Genomic DNA, 22,872 nt, shown 5'->3' with positions numbered 1-22,872 from the left:
GAATTTCTGCGTCATCCGCTCCTGCCTCGACACGCTGCGCAAACAAGGCCACGGCATGCTCGACGTCTTGCGGCGCGCCTTCAATGGCGATCCAATTCGGCTCGCTGCATAGCGGCTAAATAGTCACCAATGGCATAGGTTTCATGCGAAACAAGTTGATTTGAAATCGTAAGGTTTATCGACAGCCGGAATAGGCACACATCGGCAAATGGCGCCCATCATCAAAAAGGGTAACTGTGTGTTCGTCCCTTCTGCCGGTCGCGACTCTAGCGTGCCAAAGGCGCAAAAGTGCCAGCCCCTTAAAAATGAATCTCAGGCACTCTAGGGTTATTCCTCCCCGTTCCAAGGCATTTCTGGGCATGTCGAGAGGTGGAGTCATGGTGATGGATACAGTGCTATCGCGTTGCTCAAAGAAAAGTCCAGTGCCAGTGATGGCGCGATTGGCATTGCAGCAGGCGTTGGAGCCGGCCTGGAGCGATGAATCGTCCGAGCGCGAGGGCGGTGCGTAATATCAGAGGGGCCGTTATTTTCAACCACGGTGGAGCTGGTGCCGGTGGAAGCGGTCGGACTGCGGCGATCGCTCCACGCCGCAATCGCGCGGATCGCCAAACAACTGCGGCTTTGGCGCGTGGCGATTAACGCAATGCGAAGCCCCTGTTTTGCTTCTGCCGGCGCTCGTTTTATCCTTATATTATCTTGATAACCTGCGGCTTGCGATGCTTCGCCGTGCCATAGACGAAGGCCTGCAGCGACGGCACCCATCGGAATTTTGACCACACGCCGTTTTGCGCTACCTGAAGGTTGGCTTGGCCGCCGCTGTCCGTTGGTGAGTGCTTCAAACTCGCGACCGTACTCCAGGTCCACGTGGCGGTGGCCGGGTTACTTGCTGGCGGCGTCAGCTTGACCACCACCGGCGGCGATACCGACTGGTCCAGTCCAACCACGCAGCCCAGTTCTTCCACCCATTGCAGCCCCATCGTGTCCGGGCGGCGGAAAGTGCCGACGCTGCCGTCATAGCCGTTGGCCACCGATGGCACGATACCGGTTGTTGTCGTGCGCGTCATCGCTCCGGTTTTGAGGTCGCGGATGTATAGCGCGCGAAAGCCGTTGCCTGCGTTCGGCCCGGACGCATAGCCGCCGTCTATGGCAACCAGAAGGTCCAAGGACGTGCACAGGACCAGCGCACCATTGGCGAGATTGCCGCCCACCGCAGGATACTGGCGAATTTCTCCGGTCTTGCTGACGAATAGCGTGTAGTCGGCCGAGCCGGTTGGGGCCGCCCACCAGCCCTGCCTGACACTATCCATTACCGTAATCGGGTAGGTGCCGCTGTCGGCGGATTGCTGGCTGAAGCGGATCATGGTGGGGTCAGCATTTTGAGGTTGGGTGGTGGCAAGTTGCGAATAGCCGTGCGTCTTCACCGACACGTCGGCGATGTTGATTCTGTTGGGTAGCCTGCTGCCGGCCCAAAAAAACGACAACAATGATCCGCGTTTGCCGCCACCCCAAGCGGCAGGACACTCCTGCAGTCCGAGATAAGTATGCGGGCACATGGGGGTGCCGTCGGATGCGAGTCCCTTGGCGCCAAATGTATTCGCCGGATTGGCGTAAACCGGGATATTGGCGGTACTCCACGATAGAGTTGAGAAATCGCAAATCAACGTGAATTGCATATTTGGCTGCGTGTAACTGGCTTCGTGGCCGCCAGCATAATAAACCTGGGCACCGAGCGGGCTGTAGTCACTTAATATCGCGCTGCCACCCCACATAACGAAAGGGCTGTCAGTGCCAAAGCTGTCGCCGGCAAAAATATGCGGCGTCACATCCTGCGGATTGTTCAACATCGGGACATCGGCAAAATAACCGGACGGCGGTACCCATGCCGGAACGGCGCCGGGGACGCGTGGAGGTTGGATCTCCACCTTGAATAAATTGGACGATGATTGCGCCACGAATGGCTGCCTTTCTTGCCGATGGTGTGCGCGGAAGCTCTAGCTTACAACCAAGAGCTAACTGCGCAGCATTTTATTGAGTTCGTGGTACGACACTCCATACAGGTGCGTCATTCCAGCTGCTTTCAAGCGCGCTCCAATTGGGCGCGTTCCGCATGCGGGCGTAAGCGGCTTGGGCTCCTGCGACCTTGTGTTGAACCGCATAGGCAATTGCCGGCTGCAGATTGCCCCAATAACTGGTCGCTTCCGGAAAATTCCCGCCGGTCAGCGGACCGTTAGTGCCGGGATTGGGAGTTTTAATTGTTGCGGCGTAGATTTCCCCCCAGTTCTTGTACCAGGGACCACTGCCATTGATGAAATTGGCGTTTTCTGCCGGCGCGACGGCGACGGTATAGACGCCTGCCTGCGTATACAGATACTCTGTCGGGGCGGTGCCGCCGAGGCGGCCGATGATGCTTTGCGCCTTCCACGCGAAAAAGGCAGCGAGCCGGCCTGCACTCACCGATTGCATCGCCGTTTCAAGGTCAATGGCATATCCGACCGCCGCCGTAAAGAAATCCTGCATCCATGCTGATTCAGAATAGTAGCCTGCGCCCGTGGTGTAGTTGGAGTAGGGCGCGACGAAGCCGAATGGGTTATTCGGCTGGGCAACATAGGTCGCATAATAGAACTCGGCATTCGCAGCCATCGACGCGGCGAATTCGGCGCGCAAGACGATGTCGTTGTCGGGCGTGACGCAAGCCGCTTGCGCAAGGGTGCGGATGGCCCAACCAGCCCCGCGGGTAGTGTTGGCGCCAGCATTTGATTGGAAAACACCGCTGGAAAATTTGCGTTGATGGTCGGTGTTCTTCAAGAAATTTACCGTTGCGGCGAATTGCACCTCCTCCATAAAATAGAATCGACCGGTAAGCAGATAGGCGGTAAAACCCACCGACGGGTGATGCGGGCTATCCCAGGTCGGCGGCGGCGTCCCGCTGGCTGACGGCGTGAAGGTATTTTTGCTCGAGGCGCCAGTGTTCGCAATTCCCGTGCTCGCGCCGCCATCCGTCACCAGGTTGGGGTAGCTGGAAAACCGCAGTGGCCGCTGGGTCGTTTCATCGCGGTAGTGAATACCAAAGCGGCCCGAACTGTACGCGTTGGCGATCACGCCGGCGTAAGCGCGCGCGTTGTTGCTAGCCAAGTACAGCACATCCCATTCGGGCAACAGCCCAATCGCAGTTTGGTACCCCCCCATCCCCATTTCGTTTGAATAATTGCCTTGTTGTAAAGGATTGTAGGTTTGTGCCAGGCTCGACCATACCTTGGCTGACGGCGCAATGGCGGCGCCATACGCGGGCACCAGCCGCGTCGCTTGCAAGTAGGCCTTGTCATGGGCCGGAACGATCTGCGGGTCGATGCCAAGCCAATAGCTGAAACGTGTGCCCGACAGCAGAACGGAACGGCAGTGATTCGGCAGGTTGAAAGTGCTGCGAAAGCGCTCGGTTCCACCCATTGAGAAAACATACTCGGCGTTCTTGTTAGTCGGGCCGGCTAGGTTGAGGTAGCCGTTTTCGATCCAGGGCAGAATTTCGACGACGCCGCCGACGTACAGCCGCACTTCAAGCCACGCGACAAGGTGCAGGTCGCTGCCGACGGGTTTGCGATACACCCACGAGCTCATCTGCGGGCCGCTGATCCAGCTCTGGAACGGCGCGTCCCAGTCGGCGCCCGCCCAAGCGGCGGCGCCGAAACTGCCGGCACTGACGCTGGCTGTGGCGCCGGTCGCGCGCAGCTCCGCGGTGGACAGCACGGTGCCGGCGCCAGCCGCACCGACGCCGAGCTTGACCTTGCGCGCCACGCCGGCGTCCAGGCCGGCGCGTCCAGAAATGGACGCAAACTTGAGCGAGCCGTCCGGCCACCAGTTTTTTCCGACTACCTGCAGCGCCGGAAGGTCGCCGGTCACTTGGGCGCCAGATGGCACGTCGCCCTTTCTGAAAGCATATCCTAAAGCGAACGGCAGGTTGGCGCCGCCGATGGCCGATGTGAGATCGAACGAAGCGACCAGTACCGGCGCCGGCAGGATCTGGATCGAAAAGAGATTGGAGAAGATCTGGATCATGGGGATTAAGCTTCGATTGCGGTCAAAACGTGACCGTCGGTCGCGGCAACGGCGCCGCGGCCATCGTAGTCGAAGGTCCGATTCACGGCGTTAAAAGTGACGCCGGCAGGCAAGGGGAGCGCGTTCAGTGTCAAGGTCAACGCCGCGGCATTGGTTGCAGTGATGTAATCGGCGACCGAGAAACTTGATGGCGAGCCTTGGGTAAATGCAATGGTTGGTATCGACAGCCAGACCGGGGTTGCCGGGGCCGGGGGGGCGACGGGAGGGGCCGGCACCGGCACCGGCGGCGCGACTGGTGTGGTCACAGCAGTGCCACCGGCGCCTCCTCCGCCACAACCCTCGACCGCCAGCGCGGCGGCGCTCACACTAAAGTACCTGATAAAGGAACGGCGCGATGGCGACGCTGCGCTGCGAACCTGTGGGTGCTTGCGGGAAATGAGAGTATTGTCCATTAGCAACTGTGTTGTCAAAAATAAATGGTGTTTTACCAATCACATGACATGTTGTCGTGTGATTTGATTCTAGGCTCTCATGATTAACGGCTTGTTGCTCAAAATCATTAGAAAATTATTTCGAGAAACCATTGTCGTAGGAAATCATGAATAATGCGGGTACGCGAGACCGTACCCTTGGCGCGACAATGTTGTTGTTGCACGAATAAAATTGTCGATAAGAAGTGCTAAAATTGCAGGCTTTACGGTGTGTTGGGCACGCCGCCGCGCCGCGACACTTTTTGTAGGTCGTTACAAAGTGATATTTTTGATAACGACAGAGCGCGTATATTGGCCCAACGTGACACGGACCAAACGTGCGATGCGGGAGGTAATGCGATTGTGCCGGCGATTTAACATCCAGCTAGTGGCGGACAGCATGAACGCCAAAATGCGTTGCGCTTAATTTGACGCAGCAGACTGCTGTTATTCAAATAACTTAATATCGGGATTGTGGTTTCTTTTAGACAAATTCCGTTGCTTTAAATTGAGGCGACTTTATTTCTGTGTTATATTAAAAGTTATTATAATAGCAAAAATTGATTCTCGAACGGAACTCGCTAATGAAATCAGAAGACATCGTAGCAGTAGTAGGACTTGGATATGTCGGCATGCCGCTGGCAGTAGAGTTCGGCAAAAAGCGCACCACGATCGGGTTCGATCTTTCCAGCAGCAAGATTGAAAGCTACAAAAAATATATTGATCCCACAGGCGAATTGTCGACGGCAGAATTGAGAGCGGCCGAACGGCTGTCCGTCAGCACCGATCCGGCCGCGCTGGCCGATGCCAAATATATCGTGGTGGCGGTGCCGACCCCGGTCGACGCCGCCCACAATCCTGATTTTACGCCGCTTGCCGGTGCCAGCAAAACCGTCGGCCAGCACATGAAAAAAGGCGCGATCGTAATTTTCGAGTCGACCGTCTATCCCGGCGCCACCGAGGAAGTCTGCATCCCGATCCTGGAACAGCATTCCGGCCTGAAATGGAAACAGGATTTTCACGTTGGTTTCTCGCCGGAGCGGATCAATCCGGGCGACAAGGAGCACACGCTGACGTCGATTTTGAAAGTGGTGTCCGGCGACGATGACGAAACGCTCGAACTGGTGGCCAAACTGTATGAATCGATCATTACCGCCGGCGTCCACCGCGCTTCCAGCATCAAGGTGGCGGAAGCGGCCAAGGTGATTGAAAACACCCAGCGCGACCTGAATATCGCGCTGATGAACGAACTGGCGATCATTTTCGACAGAATCGGCATCGATACGCTCGACGTGCTGAAAGCGGCCGGCACCAAGTGGAATTTCCTGCCATTTCGCCCGGGCCTGGTCGGCGGCCATTGCATCGGCGTCGATCCGTATTACCTGACGCACAAGGCCGAAATGATCGGCTATCATCCGCAAGTGATCCTGGCCGGTCGCCGCATCAATGACGGCATGGCCAAGTTCGTCGCCGAAAAAACCGTGAAAACCATGATTGCCGCCGGTTTCAACGTCAAGGGTTCAAAAGTAAACGTAATCGGCCTGACGTTCAAGGAAAACTGCCCGGACCTGCGCAATTCGAAAGTGGCCGATATCGTCTACGAACTGCAGTCTTACGGCGTCGATGTCCACGTCTATGACCCGGTGGCGTCAAACGCCGATGCGCAGCATGAATACGGCATCGAACTGGTCAGCTGGGAAGACTTGCCGCGCGCCGATGCCCTTATCGCGGCGGTATCGCACAAAGAATTGCTGGCGCGTCCGCTGGCGGACTTTCAAGCGAAGCTGAACGACGGCGGCTGCTTCATCGACGTCAAATCGCAATTCGACGAGAAGGCGATCAGCGACGCCGGCTTTAGCGTCTGGCGCCTGTAAATCATGGCTTGAAAACGGCGCCGCCGCAGTGATGCGGTGGCGCTGGATATTTGCGGATTACCGCCTGGCGCATGGCGTCGCGCACAATTGAATAAACAGGACAGCACAGTGACAAAATTTAACGACATCCAGCAGCACCTGCGCGCGCACAACTACCATTGGCTGGTGACCGGCGCCGCCGGTTTTATTGGTTCAAACCTGGTCGAGGCTTTACTCAAGCTGAACCAGCGCGTGACCGGGCTGGACAACTTCGCTACCGGCCACCAGCATAATCTCGACCAGGTCAAGGACCTGGTCGGCGCCGATGCATGGCAGCGCTTCGACTTCGTGCATGGCGATATCCGCAAGCTCGATGACTGCGCCAAGGCCTGCGAAGGCGTCGACTATATTTTGCACCAGGCTGCGCTGGGATCGGTATCGCGCTCGATCCAGGATCCGATCGCCACCAACGACACCAACGTCACCGGTTTCCTCAACATGCTCACCGCCAGCCGCGACGCCAAGGTCAAGCGTTTCATTTACGCCGCGTCGAGCTCGACCTACGGCGACCATCCGGCGCTGCCGAAGCAGGAAGCGGTCATCGGCAATCCATTGTCGCCGTACGCGGTCACCAAATACATCAACGAACTCTACGCTAGCGTGTTCGCGCGCACCTACGGCAGCGAGACGACTGGATTACGCTACTTCAACGTTTTTGGTCCGCGCCAGGATCCGCATGGCGCTTACGCCGCGGTGATCCCGCAGTGGATTGCTGCTTTGATCGGTAACAAGCCGCTGTTCATCAACGGTGACGGTGAAACCAGCCGCGATTTTTGCTTCATCGACAATGTGGTGCAGGCGAACCTGCTTGCCGCGCTGGCCGACGGGTCGGACGCCGTCAATGAAGTGTATAACGTGGCGCTGAACCAGCGCACCAGCCTGAACGAGCTGCACGCGATGATGTGCGAACTGCTGCGCGAGCGCTTTCCGCACGTGCGCGAACACAAGCCGCAGTACGTCGGCTTTCGCGCCGGCGACGTGCGCCATTCGCAAGCCGATATCTCAAAGGCGGCGGCCCGGCTCGGCTTCGCGCCGACCCATCGCATTGCCGAGGGCCTGAAACAGGCGATGGACTGGTACGTCCACAGCCTGACGAGCAACAGCAAGTGATCGAGCAAAAGAAAATGCCGCGCAACGATGGCGACCGGGCACGTGCCTGATGTCGCGCGACATGGCAAAGAAGAAATCGGGAGGTTGATGTGTTAAAAATATCCAATCACTATGTGTCGAAAATAGTCTTCGTGCTGTTGTTCGTCGAAGTGCTGGTGCTGCTGGGCGCGGCGTACGCCGGCGCAGCCGTGCGCCTGCTCGACCCGGGCGCGCCGGCAGCACCCCACCTCGAACACTTCTTCACTTCCGCCGTCGCGTTCGCCAGCGCCATCATTTTCAGCATGAGCGCGATGGGCATGTACCAGCTCAATTTCAGCGAAGGGTTGCGCAACCCGTTCTTCCTGAAGCTGATGCCGTCGTTCCTGATGGGTTTCGTCATCCTGACGCTGGTGTTTTACATCGCGCCGGAACTGTACTTCGGGCGCGGCATCCTGCTGCTGGTGTTCCTCATCGCCGCGTCCGGCATCTTCCTCGCCCGTATCATCTTCTTCAAGACGTCCGAGCAGCGCTTCTTCGAGTCGCGCATCATCTTCCTCGGCGGCGGCCCGCTGGCCAAGGAATGCAGCGACCTGGCAGAGCAGAGCAACAAATACCACAAATACGATATTGCCGGCTTCATCGCGATCCCGTCCGAAGAGCTGTGTGTGCCAGCCGACACCTTGTTGAAACTGCGTGACGGCGATTCGCTGGTGTCGCTGGCGAACCAGTACAACGTCACCGAAATTGTGGTGTCGGTGCAGAACCGGCGGGGCGGATTCCCCATCAAGGAATTGCTCGACTGCAAACTGCAGGGCGTCAAGGTTACCGACGCGGCCACCTTTTTCGAGCGCGAGACGTGCCAGATCCGGGTTGATTCGTTGCAGCCAAGCTGGCTGGTTTTCGGTGGCGGCTTCGACCAGAGTTTCATCCGCATCTTCATGAAGCGCGGTTTCGACCTGATCTGCAGCACCATCATCCTGGTGCTGTCGTTGCCGGTCATGCTGCTGACGGCGCTGCTGATCTACCTGGAAGACGGCGCGCCGGTCTTCTATTTGCAGGAACGGGTCGGCCTGGACAGCAAGCCGTTCAACGTGCTCAAGTTCCGCAGCATGCGCAACGACGCCGAAAAAGGTGGCAAGCCGCAATGGGCGGCGCAGAACGATCCGCGCGTCACCCGCATCGGCAAGTTCATCCGCCGCGCCCGGATCGACGAACTGCCGCAAGTGTTCAACGTGTTCAAGGGCGAGATGTCGTTCGTCGGCCCGCGCCCCGAACGGCCATACTTCGTCGAGCAACTGATCGAAGTGGTGCCTTACTACAACGTGCGCCACAGCATCAAGCCCGGCATCACCGGCTGGGCGCAGGTGCGCTATGGCTACGGCTCTTCGGCCGAGGATGCTTTGCAAAAGCTCCAGTACGATCTGTACTATGTAAAAAACAACAGCCTGTTCCTCGACATCCTGGTGCTGATCGATACGCTTAAAGTGGTGCTGTTCCGCAGCGGCCGCTGATCACGGCCGGTGAACTGCGCCCCCTTTGGATGTCGACTTTGATCGAAAATGTTTCATGCACTATGGCTGACGAGATGGATGGTTCACATTGACCGGCATTACTAGCTTCAGCTATTCGATCGCTGCGCTGGCATTCCTGTTGCTCACCGTACTGCTGTCGACCACCTGGCGCGGACGTGCGCATGGCCGCGCACTGTCGTTGGCAGCGGCCCTTACCGCGGTATCGAACGCGGTGCTGGCTTGGCAGGCGCTGCAGCCGACGCCATGGTCGGTGCTCACCGACAGCGTCGAAATCGTGCATAACGGTGGCTGGTCGGCGTTCCTGATCATCCTGATCGGCCATTTTCAGGACAAGGACAGCCGGCTGCCCATGCGTCTGCGGCCGAGTCTGGTCCTGATCGTCCTGTTCTACCTGTTGTTCTTCGGCGCCACCGTCCTCGGCAAGTTAGAGTTCGAGTTCCTCACCGAAACCGGCCTGATGCCGAGTGCGGCCGCGCGGATCGGCGTGGCGGTGCTGGGCATGCTGTTGGTCGAGCAGTTGTACCGCAACAAGCCGGAGCAGGAACGCTGGGCCATCAAGTTTGCCTGCCTCGGCATCGGCGGCATGTTCGTCTATGACTTCTACCTGTACAGCGACGTCATGTTGTTCCACCGTGTTAATCCCGATATTTGGGCGGCGCGCGGCGCGGTCAACGCGCTGACAGTGCCGCTGATCGCCGCGTCGGTAATGCGCAGTGCATCCTGGTCGACCGAACTGGCGGTATCGCGCCGCATCATGTTCCACTCGGCGGCGCTGTTCGGCTCCGCCATCTACTTGCTGGCGATGGGCTCGGCCGGCTACTACCTTCGCTATGTCGGCGGCAGCTGGGGCTCGGTGATGCAGGTGACGTTCCTGTTCGGCGCGCTGGTCCTGCTGGTCGGAATCCTGTTTTCGGGCAGCTTCCGCGCCTGGCTGCGCGTGTTCATCAGCAAGCATTTCTACAGCTACAATTACGACTACCGGGAAGAGTGGCTGCGCTTTACCGGCACCTTGTCGCGCGCCGGGCCGGGCTTGGGCGACCGCGTGATCCAGGCGGTCGCCGCGCTGGTCGAGAGCCCGGCCGGACTGATGTGGGTGCGCCGCGAATCGGGCCTGTTCGAGCCGGCCGCCAACTGGCATGTTGCGCCGGCCACGGCGAGCGAACCGGCGGACTCGTCTTTTTGCCGCTTCCTCGACAGCAAGCAGTGGGTGGTCGACCTGCACGAGTACCAGGACTGGCCCGCCAAGTACGACGACGTGCCGATGCCTGCCTGGCTGCTGGACTACCCGCGTGGCTGGCTGTGGGTGCCGCTGATGATGCAGGGCCGGCTGTTCGGCTTCATGCTGCTGATGGCGCCGCGCAGCGCCATCAAGCTGAACTGGGAAGTGATCGACCTGCTAAAGATTGCCGGCAGCCAGGCTGCCAGCTACCTGGCCCAGTATGAAGCGGCCAATGCGCTGATGGTGGCGCGCCAGTTCGAGTCGTTCAACCGGATGTCGACCTTCGTGGTGCACGACCTGAAGAACCTGGTCTCGCAGTTGTCGCTGCTGATGTCGAATGCGGAGCGGCACAAGGATAATCCCGAATTCCAGCAAGATATGCTCGAGACGGTCAATTATTCGGTGCAAAAGATGAAGCTGCTGCTGCAAAAACTCAGCCGCAGTGTGGCGCCCGAGCGCGCGGCAGCGCTGTCGATCGAACACCTGGTGAAGCAGGCCGTCGCCCTCAAGGCCGGGTTCCAACCGCAACCGGTGCTGAGCGTCACCGATCAGGGCCTGACCGTGCTGGCCGACCGGGAGCGTCTCGAGAGGGTGGTCGGCCACCTGATCCAGAACGCGATCGAGGCCACCGCCAGGGACGGCCAGGTCGGAATCGAACTGGCCCGGCGCGGCGCGGCCGTGCTGATCCGAATTACCGACAGCGGTGAAGGCATGAGCGAGGAATTTATCCGCGAGCGCCTGTTCAAGCCTTTCGAGACGACCAAATCGGCCGGCATGGGGATCGGCGTTTTCGAGAGCCAGGAATATATCCTGGAACTGGGCGGCGAACTGGCAGTAACGAGCGTACCGGGCCAAGGTTCCAGCTTTACTATTATTTTGCCGCTGCTTAAACACCAAGCGCACCAAGTGCACGAAGCGCACGAAGCGCACACGATCAATCAGGCAGCCTGCGTACCTAAGGATTTGCGGTGACCCAAACCAAACAAAAACTGTTGATCATCGAGGACGATCCTGGCTTGCAAAAGCAGCTGCGCTGGAGTTTCGACGCGTATGACGTGGTCGTCGCGGGCGATCGCGAAAGCGCGCTGGCGCAGATCCGCCGCCATGAGCCGGCGGTGGTGACGATGGACCTGGGCTTGCCGCCCGACCCGGACGGCTCGACCGAGGGGCTGGCCACCTTGCAGCAGATCCTGGCGCTGGCGCCGGAGACGCGGGTGATTGTCCTGACCGGCAACCAGGAACGCGGTAATGCCGTCAAGGCGATCGCGATGGGCGCCTACGACTTCCACCAGAAGCCGTGCGACCCGGAGGTGCTGGGGCTGGTGATCGAGCGCGCTTTCTTCCTCAATGCATTGCAACAGGAAAATCGCCGCATGCAGCAATCGCAGGTCGATTCGCCCATGGCCGGCGTGATCTCGCGCGACGCCGGCATGCTCAAGGTGTGCCGCAACATCGAAAAGGTGGCGCCGACATCGGCCTCGGTCATGATTCTGGGAGAAAGCGGCACCGGCAAGGAAGTGCTGGCGCGTGCGCTGCACGCGCTCAGCCCACGCGCCAGCAACCGCTTCATGGCGATCAACTGCGCCGCGATTCCGGAAAACCTGCTCGAGAGCGAGCTGTTCGGCTACGAAAAGGGCGCCTTTACCGGCGCCGCCAAGCAAACCAAGGGCAAGGTCGAGCTGGCCCATGGCGGCAGCTTCTTCCTCGACGAGGTGGGCGACTTGCCGATGGCGCTGCAGGCCAAGCTGCTGCGCTTTTTGCAAGAGCGCGTCGTCGAGCGGGTCGGCGGCCACGAAGAGATTGCCGTCGATGTCAGGATCGTCTGCGCCACCCACCAGCGCCTCAAGGACCTGACCGCGACCGGCCGCTTCCGCGAAGACTTGTATTACCGCCTGTCCGAGATCGTCGTCACCATCCCGCCATTGCGCGACCGGGTGGGCGACGCGGCGCTGCTGGCGCACCACTTCAAGAACAAGTTCAGCGCCCAGGAGTCGCGTTCGTCCCTCCATTTCAACAACGAGGCAATTGTCGCGATCGAAGCGCACGGCTGGCCGGGCAATGTGCGCGAAATGGAAAACTGCATCAAGCGCGCCGTGATCATGACGGACGGCCAGACCATCGCCGCCGACGACCTCGGCTTATCAAGCCCGGCCGCCGAAGACGAGCCGCTCAACTTGCGCCAGGTGCGCGACGAAGCCGAGTACAAGGCGATCGTCAAGGCGCTGGCCCGGGTCGACGGCAACATCGTCAAGGCCTCGGAATTGCTGGGGGTCAGCCGGCCGACCATGTATGACTTGCTGGCGCGGCATGCAATCAAGTCGGCCAGTGCCTGATAACGGTCCGGGTGTGCGCTTGCCGACGACGCCAACACCGACACGCCCGCCTGGCGCGGCCGCCTCGCCGGTACCTGCATATGTGTTCCTGGCCGCGGTGGCAGCTTTCATCATCTACGGTTCGCTGTTTCCGTTCAATTTTGTCAGCCAGGGCTTGCCGGTCGAGCGGTTTTTCGCCGAGTATGGCGTGTTCGCGAACCAGTCTGATGCGCTGGATAATTTTTTCCTGTTCGTGCCCCTCGGTGTCAGCCTGGTGCTGGCGTTTCGCAATGGCGCCGCGCGCGCAATCGCCGCGCTGCTGTCGATACTGCTGCTGGCAATCGGTATCCAGCTGGTCCAGTTGTACCTGCCCAGCCGCGTCGCGTCGCTGGCCGATGCGTTCTGGAATACCGTCGGGATGGGTGCCGGCTTCCTGATAGCGGAATGGGTGCGTCGCGCATTGCGCACGCAATTGGCCGGGCAGGCGGCCGGACGCGACCTGTTCTTGGCAGGGCTGGTTCTGCTGTGGCTGCTGTACGAATCTTTCCCGTTCATCCCCACCCTCGATATCGGCCTGCTGCGCGAACACGTCAAGGGCGCCGTGTTCGCACCGACCTTCGAATTGATGCGCCTTACACAGCACGCACTGGCCGCGGCGCTGGCCGGCATTGCCGTCGCCCGCGTCGGCTTGCTGCGCCGGCCGGCGCTTGGCGCAGTCGCCCTGGCGGCGCTGGCAATCACCCTCGAGGTGCTGGTACCGTACGGCAGCCTGCGGCGCGAAACCCTGCTCGGCATCGCGCTCGGACTGGCGGCCGGCTACCTGGTCGCGCAGTGGCGCACGCCGCGCGCCGCCGGCATCGGCTTCGCCCTGGCGCTGGCGGCCTACCTGATCACCGTGCTGACGCCCTATCGTGGCCAGGCCGTTGACGCCGGCTTTACCTTCACGCCGTTCTCGCACGTGTTGTGGCAAGGCGCCATCAACGAGATCGTGCCGGCGGCCTTCGAGGCGCTGGCAATCGGCAGCCTGCTTTGGTCCGGTATGGCGGCGTCAAGCCGGCTGCGTGCGCGCCCGTACTTGTGGAGCACCGCCGTACTGTTGCTGCTCGCTGCGCTGGAATGGGTGCGCGTCGCGCTGGCCGGTTTGCATGGCGACACCACTGCGCTGGCGATGGCAGCCGTGCTGGCGCCGGCCGCGGTGGCGCTGCGCTCCGGCCAGCCAGCACCGGCACCGGCACTGGCGCAACCGCTGGCCGCCCGCGCCGGACCGGCGCCGGCGTGGGTGTTGGTTGCAGCATGCGCCACCGCGCTTACTGTCGCCATGTGGACCCTGGTGCAACTACCCGGCATCCCCTACAACCTGAAAAAATTGTTTGGCGAGCGGCCGCTGTTGGGCGCAGCCGTGTTTTCGCTGGCTTTGTTGTGGCTCGGCGGCGGACCGTGGCTGGTGGCGCGCGCGGTGCTGCGGCTCGATGCACAGCGCCGCCGCGGTACGCTGTACGGACCATTGCTGGTCGCCGTCATCGCGCTGGTAAGCTATGTACTGGTCGACCTCGCCACCCCCGGCATTATGCTTGAGAAAATCATCGGCGCCCCCGACCTGTACCGCCGCATCGTCGAGGACAACTATTGGGGCGAGGCCTGGCGCGTAGGCCTTGCCGCATGGCCGAGGGGACTGGTCAGTGCGGCGGAACGGCTGGTGCGCTACGTGGCGTTGTATGCCGTGTTCGCCATTCCGCTGCTGCTGGCGCTGCTGGCCGGTCCGCGCCCGGGCCGCAACGCGCGGATCATTGTGAACAGCCTGTGTCTGTTGCCATTCTGGCTGCTGGCGGCATTCGTCGTGCTGCAGTTGGCAGTCACCGACAACATCACCGAACTGGTGGCAGACGGCGGCGCAGTTTTCCTCGCTTTGCTGATTGCCCTGTTTGCCGGCAACGCGGTGATGCTGGCCTGTTACCGCCGCGGCGCGCGCACTGCGCCGGTGCTGGTGCTGGTGACGGCGGCGCTGGTGCTGGCTCGCTGGTGGCTGCTGAACCAGGGAATCGAACCGGTGGTCATCAACAACGGCAGGATTTTCAGCGGCGTGCAATTTTTGCTGGGAGAAAACCGCAACGCGCTGCTGTCGGCGTCAACGCTGCTCATTAGGTGGTGCAGCTTCGATGGCGCCGCGCTGGTGGTGGTGTCGACCGGCGTGCTGCTGGCCAGGCGCCTGCTGCCGCTGTCGGCGCCATGTGCTAACGTGGATTTACCCAAAGTTATTGAGCGTCGCCGTGCGAGGTAGTTACTCGGCGCGGTTGTCCCATTTGCCGGCAGCGGCCAGCTTGTTTTTCAGCCCCGGCAAAGGAAAGCCCAGCGCGTATGCCTTCTTCGCATATACCAACGCTTCGGTATAGTTTTTCTGCTGGAAGTAGGCCAGGCCAAGGTTGTAGTTGATGGCGGCGTTCTCCGGCGCCATCTCGGCGGCGTCCTTGAAGGCAATGAGCGCCTTGTCCCGCTTGCCCAGCGCAAACATGTAGGTGCCGAACTCGGCACGCACCGCGCCATCGTCGGGCGTGAAGCGCATCGCGCGTTCAAAATAGCATTCGACGGCATACTTGGCGCCGGGCAACTGTAGCGACTTGGTCTGCACCGCCACCCGCGCCATCGTGGCCAGCGCGCGGTGGTGGTTCGGAATGGCGCGCAACGTATAGTCGAGGTCGGCGCCGAGTTGGCCGCTGCTGCCTTTGATGCCGTTTTCGATTCCCGCGGTAAAGTGGTCTTTTTCGACTAGGTTGAAGTTTTCCGCATGCGCGGCGCGAGTACGGTAGTCGAACGGGCCATATGCGTTTTTCAGGTCGCCGCAATAACCTGCCGCGCCTGCGGTTGACGCCGTGGCGAGGACGAGGGCAAGGGCGAGGGCGGCCCCGATACACCACATGGTTTTCATATCTACTCCCTATTGTTTGGTCGGACTAGGTCTGGCGGCGTCGGCCGGTTCGAGCGGGCTTTCCAGCGCGATGGCGTCCAGCAGCGCTGCCAGCACACCAGTGCGGGCGCGGCGCGAGTTGGCGTTGATCTTGTCGGGCGAGGCCAGCGGCGCCTGGCCGGCCAGCGCCAGTGCCAGGAAGCGCGACAAGGCGTCCATGATTGCTTCTTTTGAGTCGAGCGGGGCGATGGTGTCGATGCCGGCACTTCGCAGCGTCGCGGCGGTGTCGCCGGCCGGATCGGTCAAGGCCAGGATCGGACGGCGCGCGCGCAGGTATTCGTACAGCTTGGCCGGCACCTGGTGATTGCAGTTGGCCGCCTGCAGGATCAGCAAGCCGCCTGCCGTGACCATCTCGGCCAGCGCGTCGCGGTAGGGCACGTGCGGCGCCAGCGTGACGACGTCGCCGATGCCGTAGCGCGCAATCAGTTCGGCCAGGTAGCCGTCATGGCCGGTAGCGCGCAGCACCAGTTCGAACGTGGCGGCGCCGATCAGCCCTTGCGCCTTCAAGGCGGCCACCGCCGCGAACAGGGGAATCGGGTCGCGCTCGGAAGGATAGATCACGCCGCTGTGCACCAGCGCGAAGCGGCCGGCGTCGCGCGGCGCCGCTGCCAGGCTTTCGGCATCGGCAAAATTTTCTTCGTCGAAGCCGTTTTCAAGCAGCACGAAGCGGGACGCCGGAATGTCCGGGAAGCGGGTGCGGTACGTCCTGATGGTGCCGGGCGTGGTGCATACCGCACGCTGGCAATTGAGCAGCGTTTTCTTTTCGATCCATTGGTAGACCCGGCGCGTCAGCGGGTTTGCCGGATAACCCTCGTCAGTCATCGGATCGCGCAGGTCGGCCACCCACGGGATACCGGTCAGACGGTGCAAGGCGTAGCCGATCACATGGGCGGTGGCGATCGGATAGGTCGACCAGATCACTTGCGGGCGATGGCGGCGGATCAGGCCCAGGCCGGCCGGCACCGCGCCCAGCGCCCACGTGACCCAGCGGTCCGGTAGCGCCAGCCAGTTGGGGTAGCGGCCCTTGATCGACAGGTGGCGCGAGGTGTCGAGGGCGAATGCGCGGTGCACCACCGCCTCGGCCGGAATGTCGCGCAACTGGTCCGGCCCGCTCTGGGCGTAGGCGCGCGGATGGGCCGACAGCACTACCGGCTGCCAGCCGAACTGCGGCAGGTACTGGGCGAATTTGAGCGTGCGCTGAATCCCGCTGCTGCCGCGCAGCGGCGGAAAGTGGAACGCGATCATCAATACCCGCTTCACCATGATTTGATCCAGTCGCCGGTCCATGTCGATACCTGGTCGCGCCAAACCCGGCGCGAAAACGTATGGTCGGCCTCGTCCAGCGCATGGCGGGTGACCCGGCTGGCGCCAAGCAGGCGCTGCCATTTGGCGGACCCTTTCGCCAGGTCGGAAAATTCCCGCGCCGTCAGGTCGCGCCCGCTTAGTATCAACAAGACTTTTCCCTTAAAGTTGGCCAGCCCCGCCAGCATGCGATCCGGCAGCGGCGCGTCCGCGGCGGCGGCGTGACCGACGCCGCTTCCGGTTGCAGCCGGCTTGGCGGCAGCGCCAGCCACGCTGGCCAACGAGCGCAACGCACCGCGGTAGTTGAAACGTCCGCTGACGATCTTGCGCCACAGCGCCGGCTGCAGCAGGCGCTCCAGATAATAGTGCTTGAGGGTCGCCTTCGCATGGCCGCCGCTGGTGCGAACCCAGGGGTTGAGCAGCACCAGGCCGCACACGCGTGCGTCTTCGGCGCCGTAGAACAGGGCCGCCGCCGCCGCATCGCACAGCCCCCAGATCACCACTTCCTGCATGCCGGGAACGGTAACGATGAAGTGGTCGATCGCCGCACGCAGGTCGGGGCCGACTTCTTCGAAGGTGCGCGGCTCGCCGACGCTGTCGCCCATACCGCGGTAGTCGAAACGCATAGCGGGAATGCCTTGCGAAGCGAGGCTGCGCGCCAGCAGTGCGAACTGGCGATGGCTGCCAACGCGGTATTGGGGGCCGCCAACGACGATCAGCACGCCGCGCGCGCCGCTTTGCTGCGGCACGCTGGCGATGCCGTACAAAGAGGCGCCATGGCAGTCGAACGTGATGGCCTGTTCTTCGTAATTCATGCTGCCGCTCCGCTCAAAACCGACGAAAGTACCGACGACGTCGCGGCCAGCAGCGCGGCGCATTCGGTCACTTCCTGGGTGGCCCAGAATGGCGGGCAAGTGACCAGGTGGGTGCGCAGGTCGACGCCGCCGGCCTGCCAGGCGGCAGCGACCTTGACGGCGCCGGGCGAGAGCGCACGACCGTCGGCTGGCACCGCCTCGAACCAATCTACCGGACAGGTGGTCGCCATCAGCGCGGCGGCGTCGAGCCCTTCGATGGCCTCGGCCAGCGCCGGCGCCAGCTCATAGCCGGCGATTTCCAGCGCGACGCCGGCGCGCAGCGTGTCGCGCAGGGCCTTGGTGCCGCCGCCTTTTTCCTTGTCTTCGCCGCGCATGTCGTTGGCGATGCGCAGGCGCAGGAACTGGGTCAGGAAGGTCGCCCCGTTTTGCACCGGTTGCCACAGCAGCAGGCTGGCCGGCGCTTCCGGCGCGCCGCGCGTATAGTCAAGCGCGAGCAGGGCGCCCAGACGCAGTCCCCACAGGATGACCGGGCAGCCGAGCCGCTGCAGCAGCCACTGCTGGCCGAGCGCGAGATCGCATTTCCAGATGTCCCAGCGGGCCTCGGCAAAGTCGCCGCTGCTATCGCCACAACCATACAGGTCGAGCAGCAGTACGCCGAATCCTTCGGCCGCCAATGCGCGCGCCTGCAGGGCGGCCATCCGGCGCGCCTTGTTCATCTCTTCGCCGAACGGCGGCACATACAGCACCGCACCACGGCAGGCGCCGGCCGGCGGATGGAAGAGGCAAAAGCGCTGGCCCGGTTCCGCTTTCAAAAAGAAAGGCTCGGCGCGCGGGGCCGATGAAACTTGCGCCATTACGCCAGTTTTTGCTGGACGAAAGCGTTCAGGCTACCGAGGGTTTCAAACGTGGTGGCGCTGATTTCATCGTCATCGACAACGATGCCGAAGTGTTCTTCGAGCGCGGCAATGAGGTTAACCACTGCCATTGAGTCGAGTTCTGGAATGCTTCCCAGCAAGGCCGATTGTTCGGTCAGGGTGTCTTTCGCCGCGCCGAGACTGAGCACGTCAGCGAGGATGGTTTTGATTTCTTCGAGATACATAATTATTTCATTATTCCGACGGTTGTTTTTCGAGCTGATTTGGTTCGGCCGGCACGGCGTCTGCTTGCGCCAACGGGCGGTTCTGGCGGTTTTTGAGGATGGTGTGCAATCGAAGCAGTATTGGCCATCGATAACTGTTCACATGGTACAGCGTCCTCACCTCGTCGGTCCACCGCAGGTGCCATTCCATGACTTTGCCGTAAAATTCCAAGGTGGAGAACTTTTTCTCCGCAAACATCTGCTGGCAGGTTTCCTCGCGCATCAGGAAAGCCGGCGACAAGTGGCTAGGAACGGTTTCGTCGTAGGTGGTTTTCAGGACGATCAGGCTACCATTGCCTTCGATGCACAAATTCATCGCCACGACCTTGTCGTTCAAGCAGTAGCGGATCACGCTGGCCGCACCGCGCCGGGCGAACCCCTCGAGCATGCTGCGGTAGAAACGTCCCTGTTTATTGTCGGGGTGAATCGCGGTGCCGCCCTGCGCTTTCCAGCCGGCGCTTTCGAGCCGTCCGTAGTCGGCCACCGCCGCGGCCATTTGCTGCGGCGCCCGGCTCGTTTCCATGCGCACGGCGTAGCCTTCCTTGACCAGTCGGGCGCGCTGCTTTTTCAAATTGGCCCGCAGATTCTTGCCGCGTGCGGCCCAGTAGTCGTCGAAGCTGCCCTCGATCTGAATGCGCGCAGTGTCAATATAGTCGAGCGTCTGCAGCGAGGCGCTGTCTGGCGGGCGCGGGAACAGGAACGGGTCGCGCTGGGTCACGCCGATCACCAGCGGCAGGCCGGGCAATTTGCGCATCAAGCCGTTCAGCAAGTCGTCGAGGTCGCAACCTGGCATATTCATCCACATACCTATCGGCGCTTGCGATGGCTGGAAGGTTTCCCATGCGCTGGTGCGGCTCGGCGCCATGATGGCCATCGCCACCACCGCCTGCTGCGATGTACAGATCACCAGCAATTCCTTGCCGGTGCCGAATTCGGCCAGCAGGGGCTGCACGAACTCGAGTTCGAAGAGCGTCGAAGCAGGCCCCTGCTGGTTCAATTTCTGCCAGGTTGCGGCATGGCTGGCAAAGTCGCTCGCCGGCACTAAAGTCCAGTTCATCATGATGGCGAGCGGTGCGAAAGCAGCGCATCCTTAATTTTAATGATCATCCAGTCCAGCTCCTTGCCGCGCAATTCTTGGTGGCAGGAAAACGACATCACACAGCGCGAAAGCTCGACGCTGTTGACGCAAACTGTCGCATCGACGCCGGGCCAAAGGTATTCGCCGAAGCGGATGATCGGCACGCCCTGCGACTTCAAGGTGTGGAATACCGTTTGTGGATGGTCGGTGATCAACGGGAAAACCCAGGGAAACACTCCTTCGGGCAGGGTCGCAAACAGCGGACGGCAGCCGGGCAGGCCCGCCAGCGCCGCCGCAAATTTCAGGTAATTTTGGCGCCGCAGCGCACCCATGCGGGAGCGCGAGACCAGTTTCAACATCCAGCGCGAGAACAGCGAAGAGCGCTTGTCGAGCCAGGCGGGGTCGAAACTGAAGCCGCCCTCGGACGAGCCCGGCACCATCGACTGGGTAGTCGTGATCTTGCGCGCTTTGATCGAGCGCCACAGCAGGTCCTTGCTCGCCAGCGGCAGCCACAGCAGGGCTTTTACCAGCCCGAGCCGGCCATATTGAAAACTGTCTTCGAGCGCATTGAGCGCTGCTTTCGCTTCGAAACCAATGCCGCCCGAGTGCAGCGCGACCGGGGCGAGCGAATGACGTGCCGACAACAGCATGCCGCCTTCGTAAATCGGATAGAACTTCATGCTGCTGGCAATCGCGTAATCGCCGTAGGAACCGACTGGTCGTCCCTGCTGCTGGCCGAGGAAACAATGGGCGCAATCTTCCAGCATCAGCAAGCCGCGGCTGTCGCAAAACGCGCGGATGCCCGACAAATCCTGCGGGAAGCCAAAATAGTTGGTGACCATTATTACCTTGACGTTGCCGTCGATCTTGGCGGCGACATCATCGAGGTCAACCGAGGTATCGGCCTTGATGCGGTAGAACACCGGAATAGCGCCGGCCCAGGTTACCGGTTCGATCATCGAGGCGCAGTGGAACGCCGGAACCAGCACGCAGTCGCCGGGGCCGACCTTCATCTCGCGCAGTGCCAGCGCAATCGCGATGCGTCCGCTAGTGACCAGTTTGGCGTTGCCGACATCCAGGATTGAGGGCACCGGCGGCGCACCGCGTGTGAGAAAAGAGGCAAACGACAGCACCGGTTTTACCGGCGCATGGGCGGCCGGATATTCAGGACGGACCGGCGGCGCGGCCAGTGCCAGGCCCGGCGCGGCGGCGCCACCGACGCCGGCGGGGTGGTGCACAGCCCGGTTGACCGGCTGCTTTTCATGCGTATCCATGATTCTTCAGTTTCCATTTTTACATCATTCTCGAGTATAACCCGGCAGGGCAAAAATTGGCTGCACGGTAATGTAAATGAGCATGGTTTGTTGCAGAAAATAAGGATATTCGATACAAATCGGCAATTTTTTGCTGCTACAATACGAGCCCAGACGCCTGGCCGCATGGCGTTGCGACTCAATCGCGGAAGGTAGCTAGTCCTTGGAAAAAATTAACGACGAAATTGCCAAGGGCGCGATGTGGATGGTGGCATTCAAGCTGATCGATCGTGGGGTCGGTCTCGTCAGCACCATTGTGCTGGCCAGGCTGCTGGCGCCGGCCGACTTTGGCCTGATTGCCATCGCGATGATGCTGATTGGCGCGCTGCAGCTGCTGTTTGCCTTTAATTTCGACGTCCACCTGATCCAAAAGGCCGATGCCGGCCGTGACCAGTTCGACACGGTATGGACGTTCAACGTGCTGTTCGGCATGCTGTGCGCGGCGCTGCTGGCCGTGCTGGCCCATTTCGTCGCCGTCTTTTACCGCGAGCCGCGACTCGAAGCGGTGGTCTATACGCTGGCGGTTGGCTGTTTTGCCGCTGGCTTCGCCAATATCGGCCCCGTCATCTTCCGCCGCGAGATGCGCTTCGACCGCGAATTCAACTACATGCTTTGCAAGCGGCTGGCGCCGGTATTGGTTACGATCCCGATCGCGTTTTGGCTGCGCAGCTATTGGGCGCTGGCGATTGGGCAGTTAACCGGAACGCTGGCGGCGGTATTACTGTCTTATTATGTCAGCGCTTATCGGCCGCGCTTCTCGCTGAAAGCCAGGTCCGAGCTGTTCCATGCATCGAAATGGTTATTCATAAATAACTTGCTGTCTTTCTTGAACGGACGTGCGGCTGAATTTGTCATCGGCAAGTTCGCTGGGGTCGCCGGGCTGGGCATCTACACTGTTTCCTCTGAAATCTCGACGTTGCCAACCACCGAGCTGGTCGCGCCGATCAACCGCGCCGCCTTTCCCGGTTATTCGCGGCTTGCCCACGACATTGACCAATTGCGCAACAGCTTCCTCGGAGTTATTTCGGCCATCGCGCTGTTCGCACTGCCGGCAGGTATCGGCATCGCCGCGGTGGCAGACTTGATGGTGCCCGCAGTGCTCGGCTGGAAATGGCTGAGCGCCATCCCGCTGATCCAAGTGCTTGCTGTCTATGGCGTGTTAACCGCGCTGCAAACAAATATTGGCTACGTCTACCTGGCGGTAGGGCGGCCAAGGCTGATCACGGCTGTCGCAGGAGCCCAGTTCGTCGTATTGTTCACCTTACTGCTGCCGGCGACCTGGTACTGGGGGGCGACAGGCGCCGCCTGGTCGTTTCTCATTACGGCGATCTGCATGGTGCCGGTCAACCAGGTGCTGATCGCCAGGCAACTGCATTTATCGGCGTTTGCCTACGGTGCCCGGCTGTGGCGACCAGCCCTGGCGTCGCTGATCATGGCATTCGCGCTGCTGGGCCTGAAACGCCAGCTCGCGCTGGGCGACGAGACGCCTGCGTATGTACTGGCATTGCTGCTGTGTGTGGCGGCCGGCGCCGCGGTGTACGCCGCCACCTTGTATTTGCTGTGGCGCATGTCGGGCCGCCCCGACGGCGCTGAACGTGCTTGCCTTGACCGCGCCGGCGATGCGGTGCGCAAGCTCGGCTTGCGCCTGAACCTGGTGTAGGCGGCTTCATTTTTCAATG

Annotated in this window: 17 protein-coding genes; 7 read left to right on the top strand and 10 right to left on the bottom strand. The window is 61.3% G+C overall.

Annotation, left to right across the window (positions count from 1 at the left end):
- Positions 1 to 686: 686 nt before the first annotated feature.
- The 3 genes from CR103_RS13165 to CR103_RS22720 all read right to left on the bottom strand — a co-directional run bounded on the left by CR103_RS13165 (position 687) and on the right by CR103_RS22720 (position 4,355).
- Complete coding sequence (locus CR103_RS13165) at positions 687 to 1,952, bottom strand: hypothetical protein (protein WP_143752599.1); 1,266 nt, start codon at positions 1,950 to 1,952, stop codon at positions 687 to 689.
- Between the two features lie 73 nt (positions 1,953 to 2,025).
- A complete protein-coding gene (locus CR103_RS13160; protein ID WP_099916439.1) occupies positions 2,026 to 4,050 on the bottom strand; it encodes a hypothetical protein in 2,025 nt (674 codons plus the stop codon).
- A gap of 5 nt (positions 4,051 to 4,055) precedes the next feature.
- Positions 4,056 to 4,355 carry a putative Ig domain-containing protein gene (locus CR103_RS22720; RefSeq protein ID WP_180279385.1) on the bottom strand — a complete coding sequence of 100 codons (300 nt, stop codon included), beginning with the start codon at positions 4,353 to 4,355 and terminating at the stop codon, positions 4,056 to 4,058.
- Positions 4,356 to 5,104: 749 nt separating this feature from the next.
- Between CR103_RS22720 and CR103_RS13150 the strand changes: the two genes are divergently transcribed.
- The 6 genes from CR103_RS13150 (at position 5,105) to CR103_RS13125 (ending at position 14,863) form a co-directional block, all read left to right on the top strand.
- On the top strand, positions 5,105 to 6,394 hold the full coding sequence (locus CR103_RS13150) for a nucleotide sugar dehydrogenase (protein ID WP_099916437.1): 1,290 nt from the start codon (positions 5,105 to 5,107) through the stop codon (positions 6,392 to 6,394).
- Positions 6,395 to 6,502: 108 nt separating this feature from the next.
- Complete coding sequence (locus tag CR103_RS13145) at positions 6,503 to 7,543, top strand: SDR family oxidoreductase (protein WP_099916445.1); 1,041 nt, start codon at positions 6,503 to 6,505, stop codon at positions 7,541 to 7,543.
- A gap of 89 nt (positions 7,544 to 7,632) precedes the next feature.
- Positions 7,633 to 9,033 (top strand): TIGR03013 family XrtA/PEP-CTERM system glycosyltransferase, encoded by a 1,401-nt coding sequence (locus CR103_RS13140; RefSeq protein ID WP_099916436.1) that lies wholly within the window; start codon positions 7,633 to 7,635, stop codon positions 9,031 to 9,033.
- Between the two features lie 88 nt (positions 9,034 to 9,121).
- Entirely contained in the window at positions 9,122 to 11,245 is a 2,124-nt protein-coding gene (prsK, locus tag CR103_RS13135; protein WP_099916435.1) for an XrtA/PEP-CTERM system histidine kinase PrsK, read from the top strand.
- A complete protein-coding gene (prsR, locus tag CR103_RS13130; protein WP_099916434.1) occupies positions 11,242 to 12,606 on the top strand; it encodes a PEP-CTERM-box response regulator transcription factor in 1,365 nt (454 codons plus the stop codon). Before prsK ends, prsR begins: the two co-directional genes overlap by 4 nt.
- Positions 12,581 to 14,863 (top strand): VanZ family protein, encoded by a 2,283-nt coding sequence (locus CR103_RS13125; protein ID WP_180279384.1) that lies wholly within the window; start codon positions 12,581 to 12,583, stop codon positions 14,861 to 14,863. The genes prsR and CR103_RS13125 overlap by 26 nt, the downstream gene beginning before the upstream one ends.
- Here the strand turns inward: CR103_RS13125 and CR103_RS13120 are convergent, their stop codons facing one another.
- The 7 genes from CR103_RS13120 to CR103_RS13090 are packed head-to-tail and all read right to left on the bottom strand — an operon-like array spanning position 14,864 to position 21,154.
- Positions 14,864 to 15,508: a tetratricopeptide repeat protein gene (locus CR103_RS13120; RefSeq protein WP_143752598.1), complete on the bottom strand. Its 645-nt coding sequence runs from the start codon at positions 15,506 to 15,508 to the stop codon at positions 14,864 to 14,866.
- 9 nt (positions 15,509 to 15,517) lie between these two features.
- Positions 15,518 to 16,810 (bottom strand): glycosyltransferase, encoded by a 1,293-nt coding sequence (locus CR103_RS13115; protein ID WP_229443047.1) that lies wholly within the window; start codon positions 16,808 to 16,810, stop codon positions 15,518 to 15,520.
- Positions 16,804 to 17,727 (bottom strand): hydrolase 1, exosortase A system-associated, encoded by a 924-nt coding sequence (locus CR103_RS13110; RefSeq protein ID WP_307719704.1) that lies wholly within the window; start codon positions 17,725 to 17,727, stop codon positions 16,804 to 16,806. Before CR103_RS13110 ends, CR103_RS13115 begins: the two co-directional genes overlap by 7 nt.
- Positions 17,661 to 18,518, bottom strand: coding sequence for a hydrolase 2, exosortase A system-associated (locus CR103_RS13105; RefSeq protein WP_099916430.1), 858 nt, complete (start codon positions 18,516 to 18,518; stop codon positions 17,661 to 17,663). Before CR103_RS13105 ends, CR103_RS13110 begins: the two co-directional genes overlap by 67 nt.
- Positions 18,518 to 18,763 carry an acyl carrier protein gene (locus CR103_RS13100; protein ID WP_180279383.1) on the bottom strand — a complete coding sequence of 82 codons (246 nt, stop codon included), beginning with the start codon at positions 18,761 to 18,763 and terminating at the stop codon, positions 18,518 to 18,520. Before CR103_RS13100 ends, CR103_RS13105 begins: the two co-directional genes overlap by 1 nt.
- Before the next feature lie 10 nt (positions 18,764 to 18,773).
- Complete coding sequence (locus CR103_RS13095; protein WP_099916428.1) at positions 18,774 to 19,859, bottom strand: GNAT family N-acetyltransferase; 1,086 nt, start codon at positions 19,857 to 19,859, stop codon at positions 18,774 to 18,776.
- Complete coding sequence (locus tag CR103_RS13090; RefSeq protein WP_099916427.1) at positions 19,859 to 21,154, bottom strand: aminotransferase class I/II-fold pyridoxal phosphate-dependent enzyme; 1,296 nt, start codon at positions 21,152 to 21,154, stop codon at positions 19,859 to 19,861. Before CR103_RS13090 ends, CR103_RS13095 begins: the two co-directional genes overlap by 1 nt.
- 202 nt (positions 21,155 to 21,356) lie before the next feature.
- Here CR103_RS13090 and CR103_RS13085 point away from each other — a divergent pair, with 202 nt between their 5' ends.
- Positions 21,357 to 22,853, top strand: coding sequence for a lipopolysaccharide biosynthesis protein (locus CR103_RS13085; protein ID WP_099916426.1), 1,497 nt, complete (start codon positions 21,357 to 21,359; stop codon positions 22,851 to 22,853).
- Positions 22,854 to 22,872 lie beyond the last annotated feature (19 nt).

Source organism: Massilia psychrophila, from assembly GCF_002760665.1.
Lineage (GTDB): Bacteria > Pseudomonadota > Gammaproteobacteria > Burkholderiales > Burkholderiaceae_D > JAFCUW01.
The sequence above is the reverse complement of the archived record's forward strand: the minus strand, read 5'-3'. Positions and strand labels throughout refer to the sequence as shown.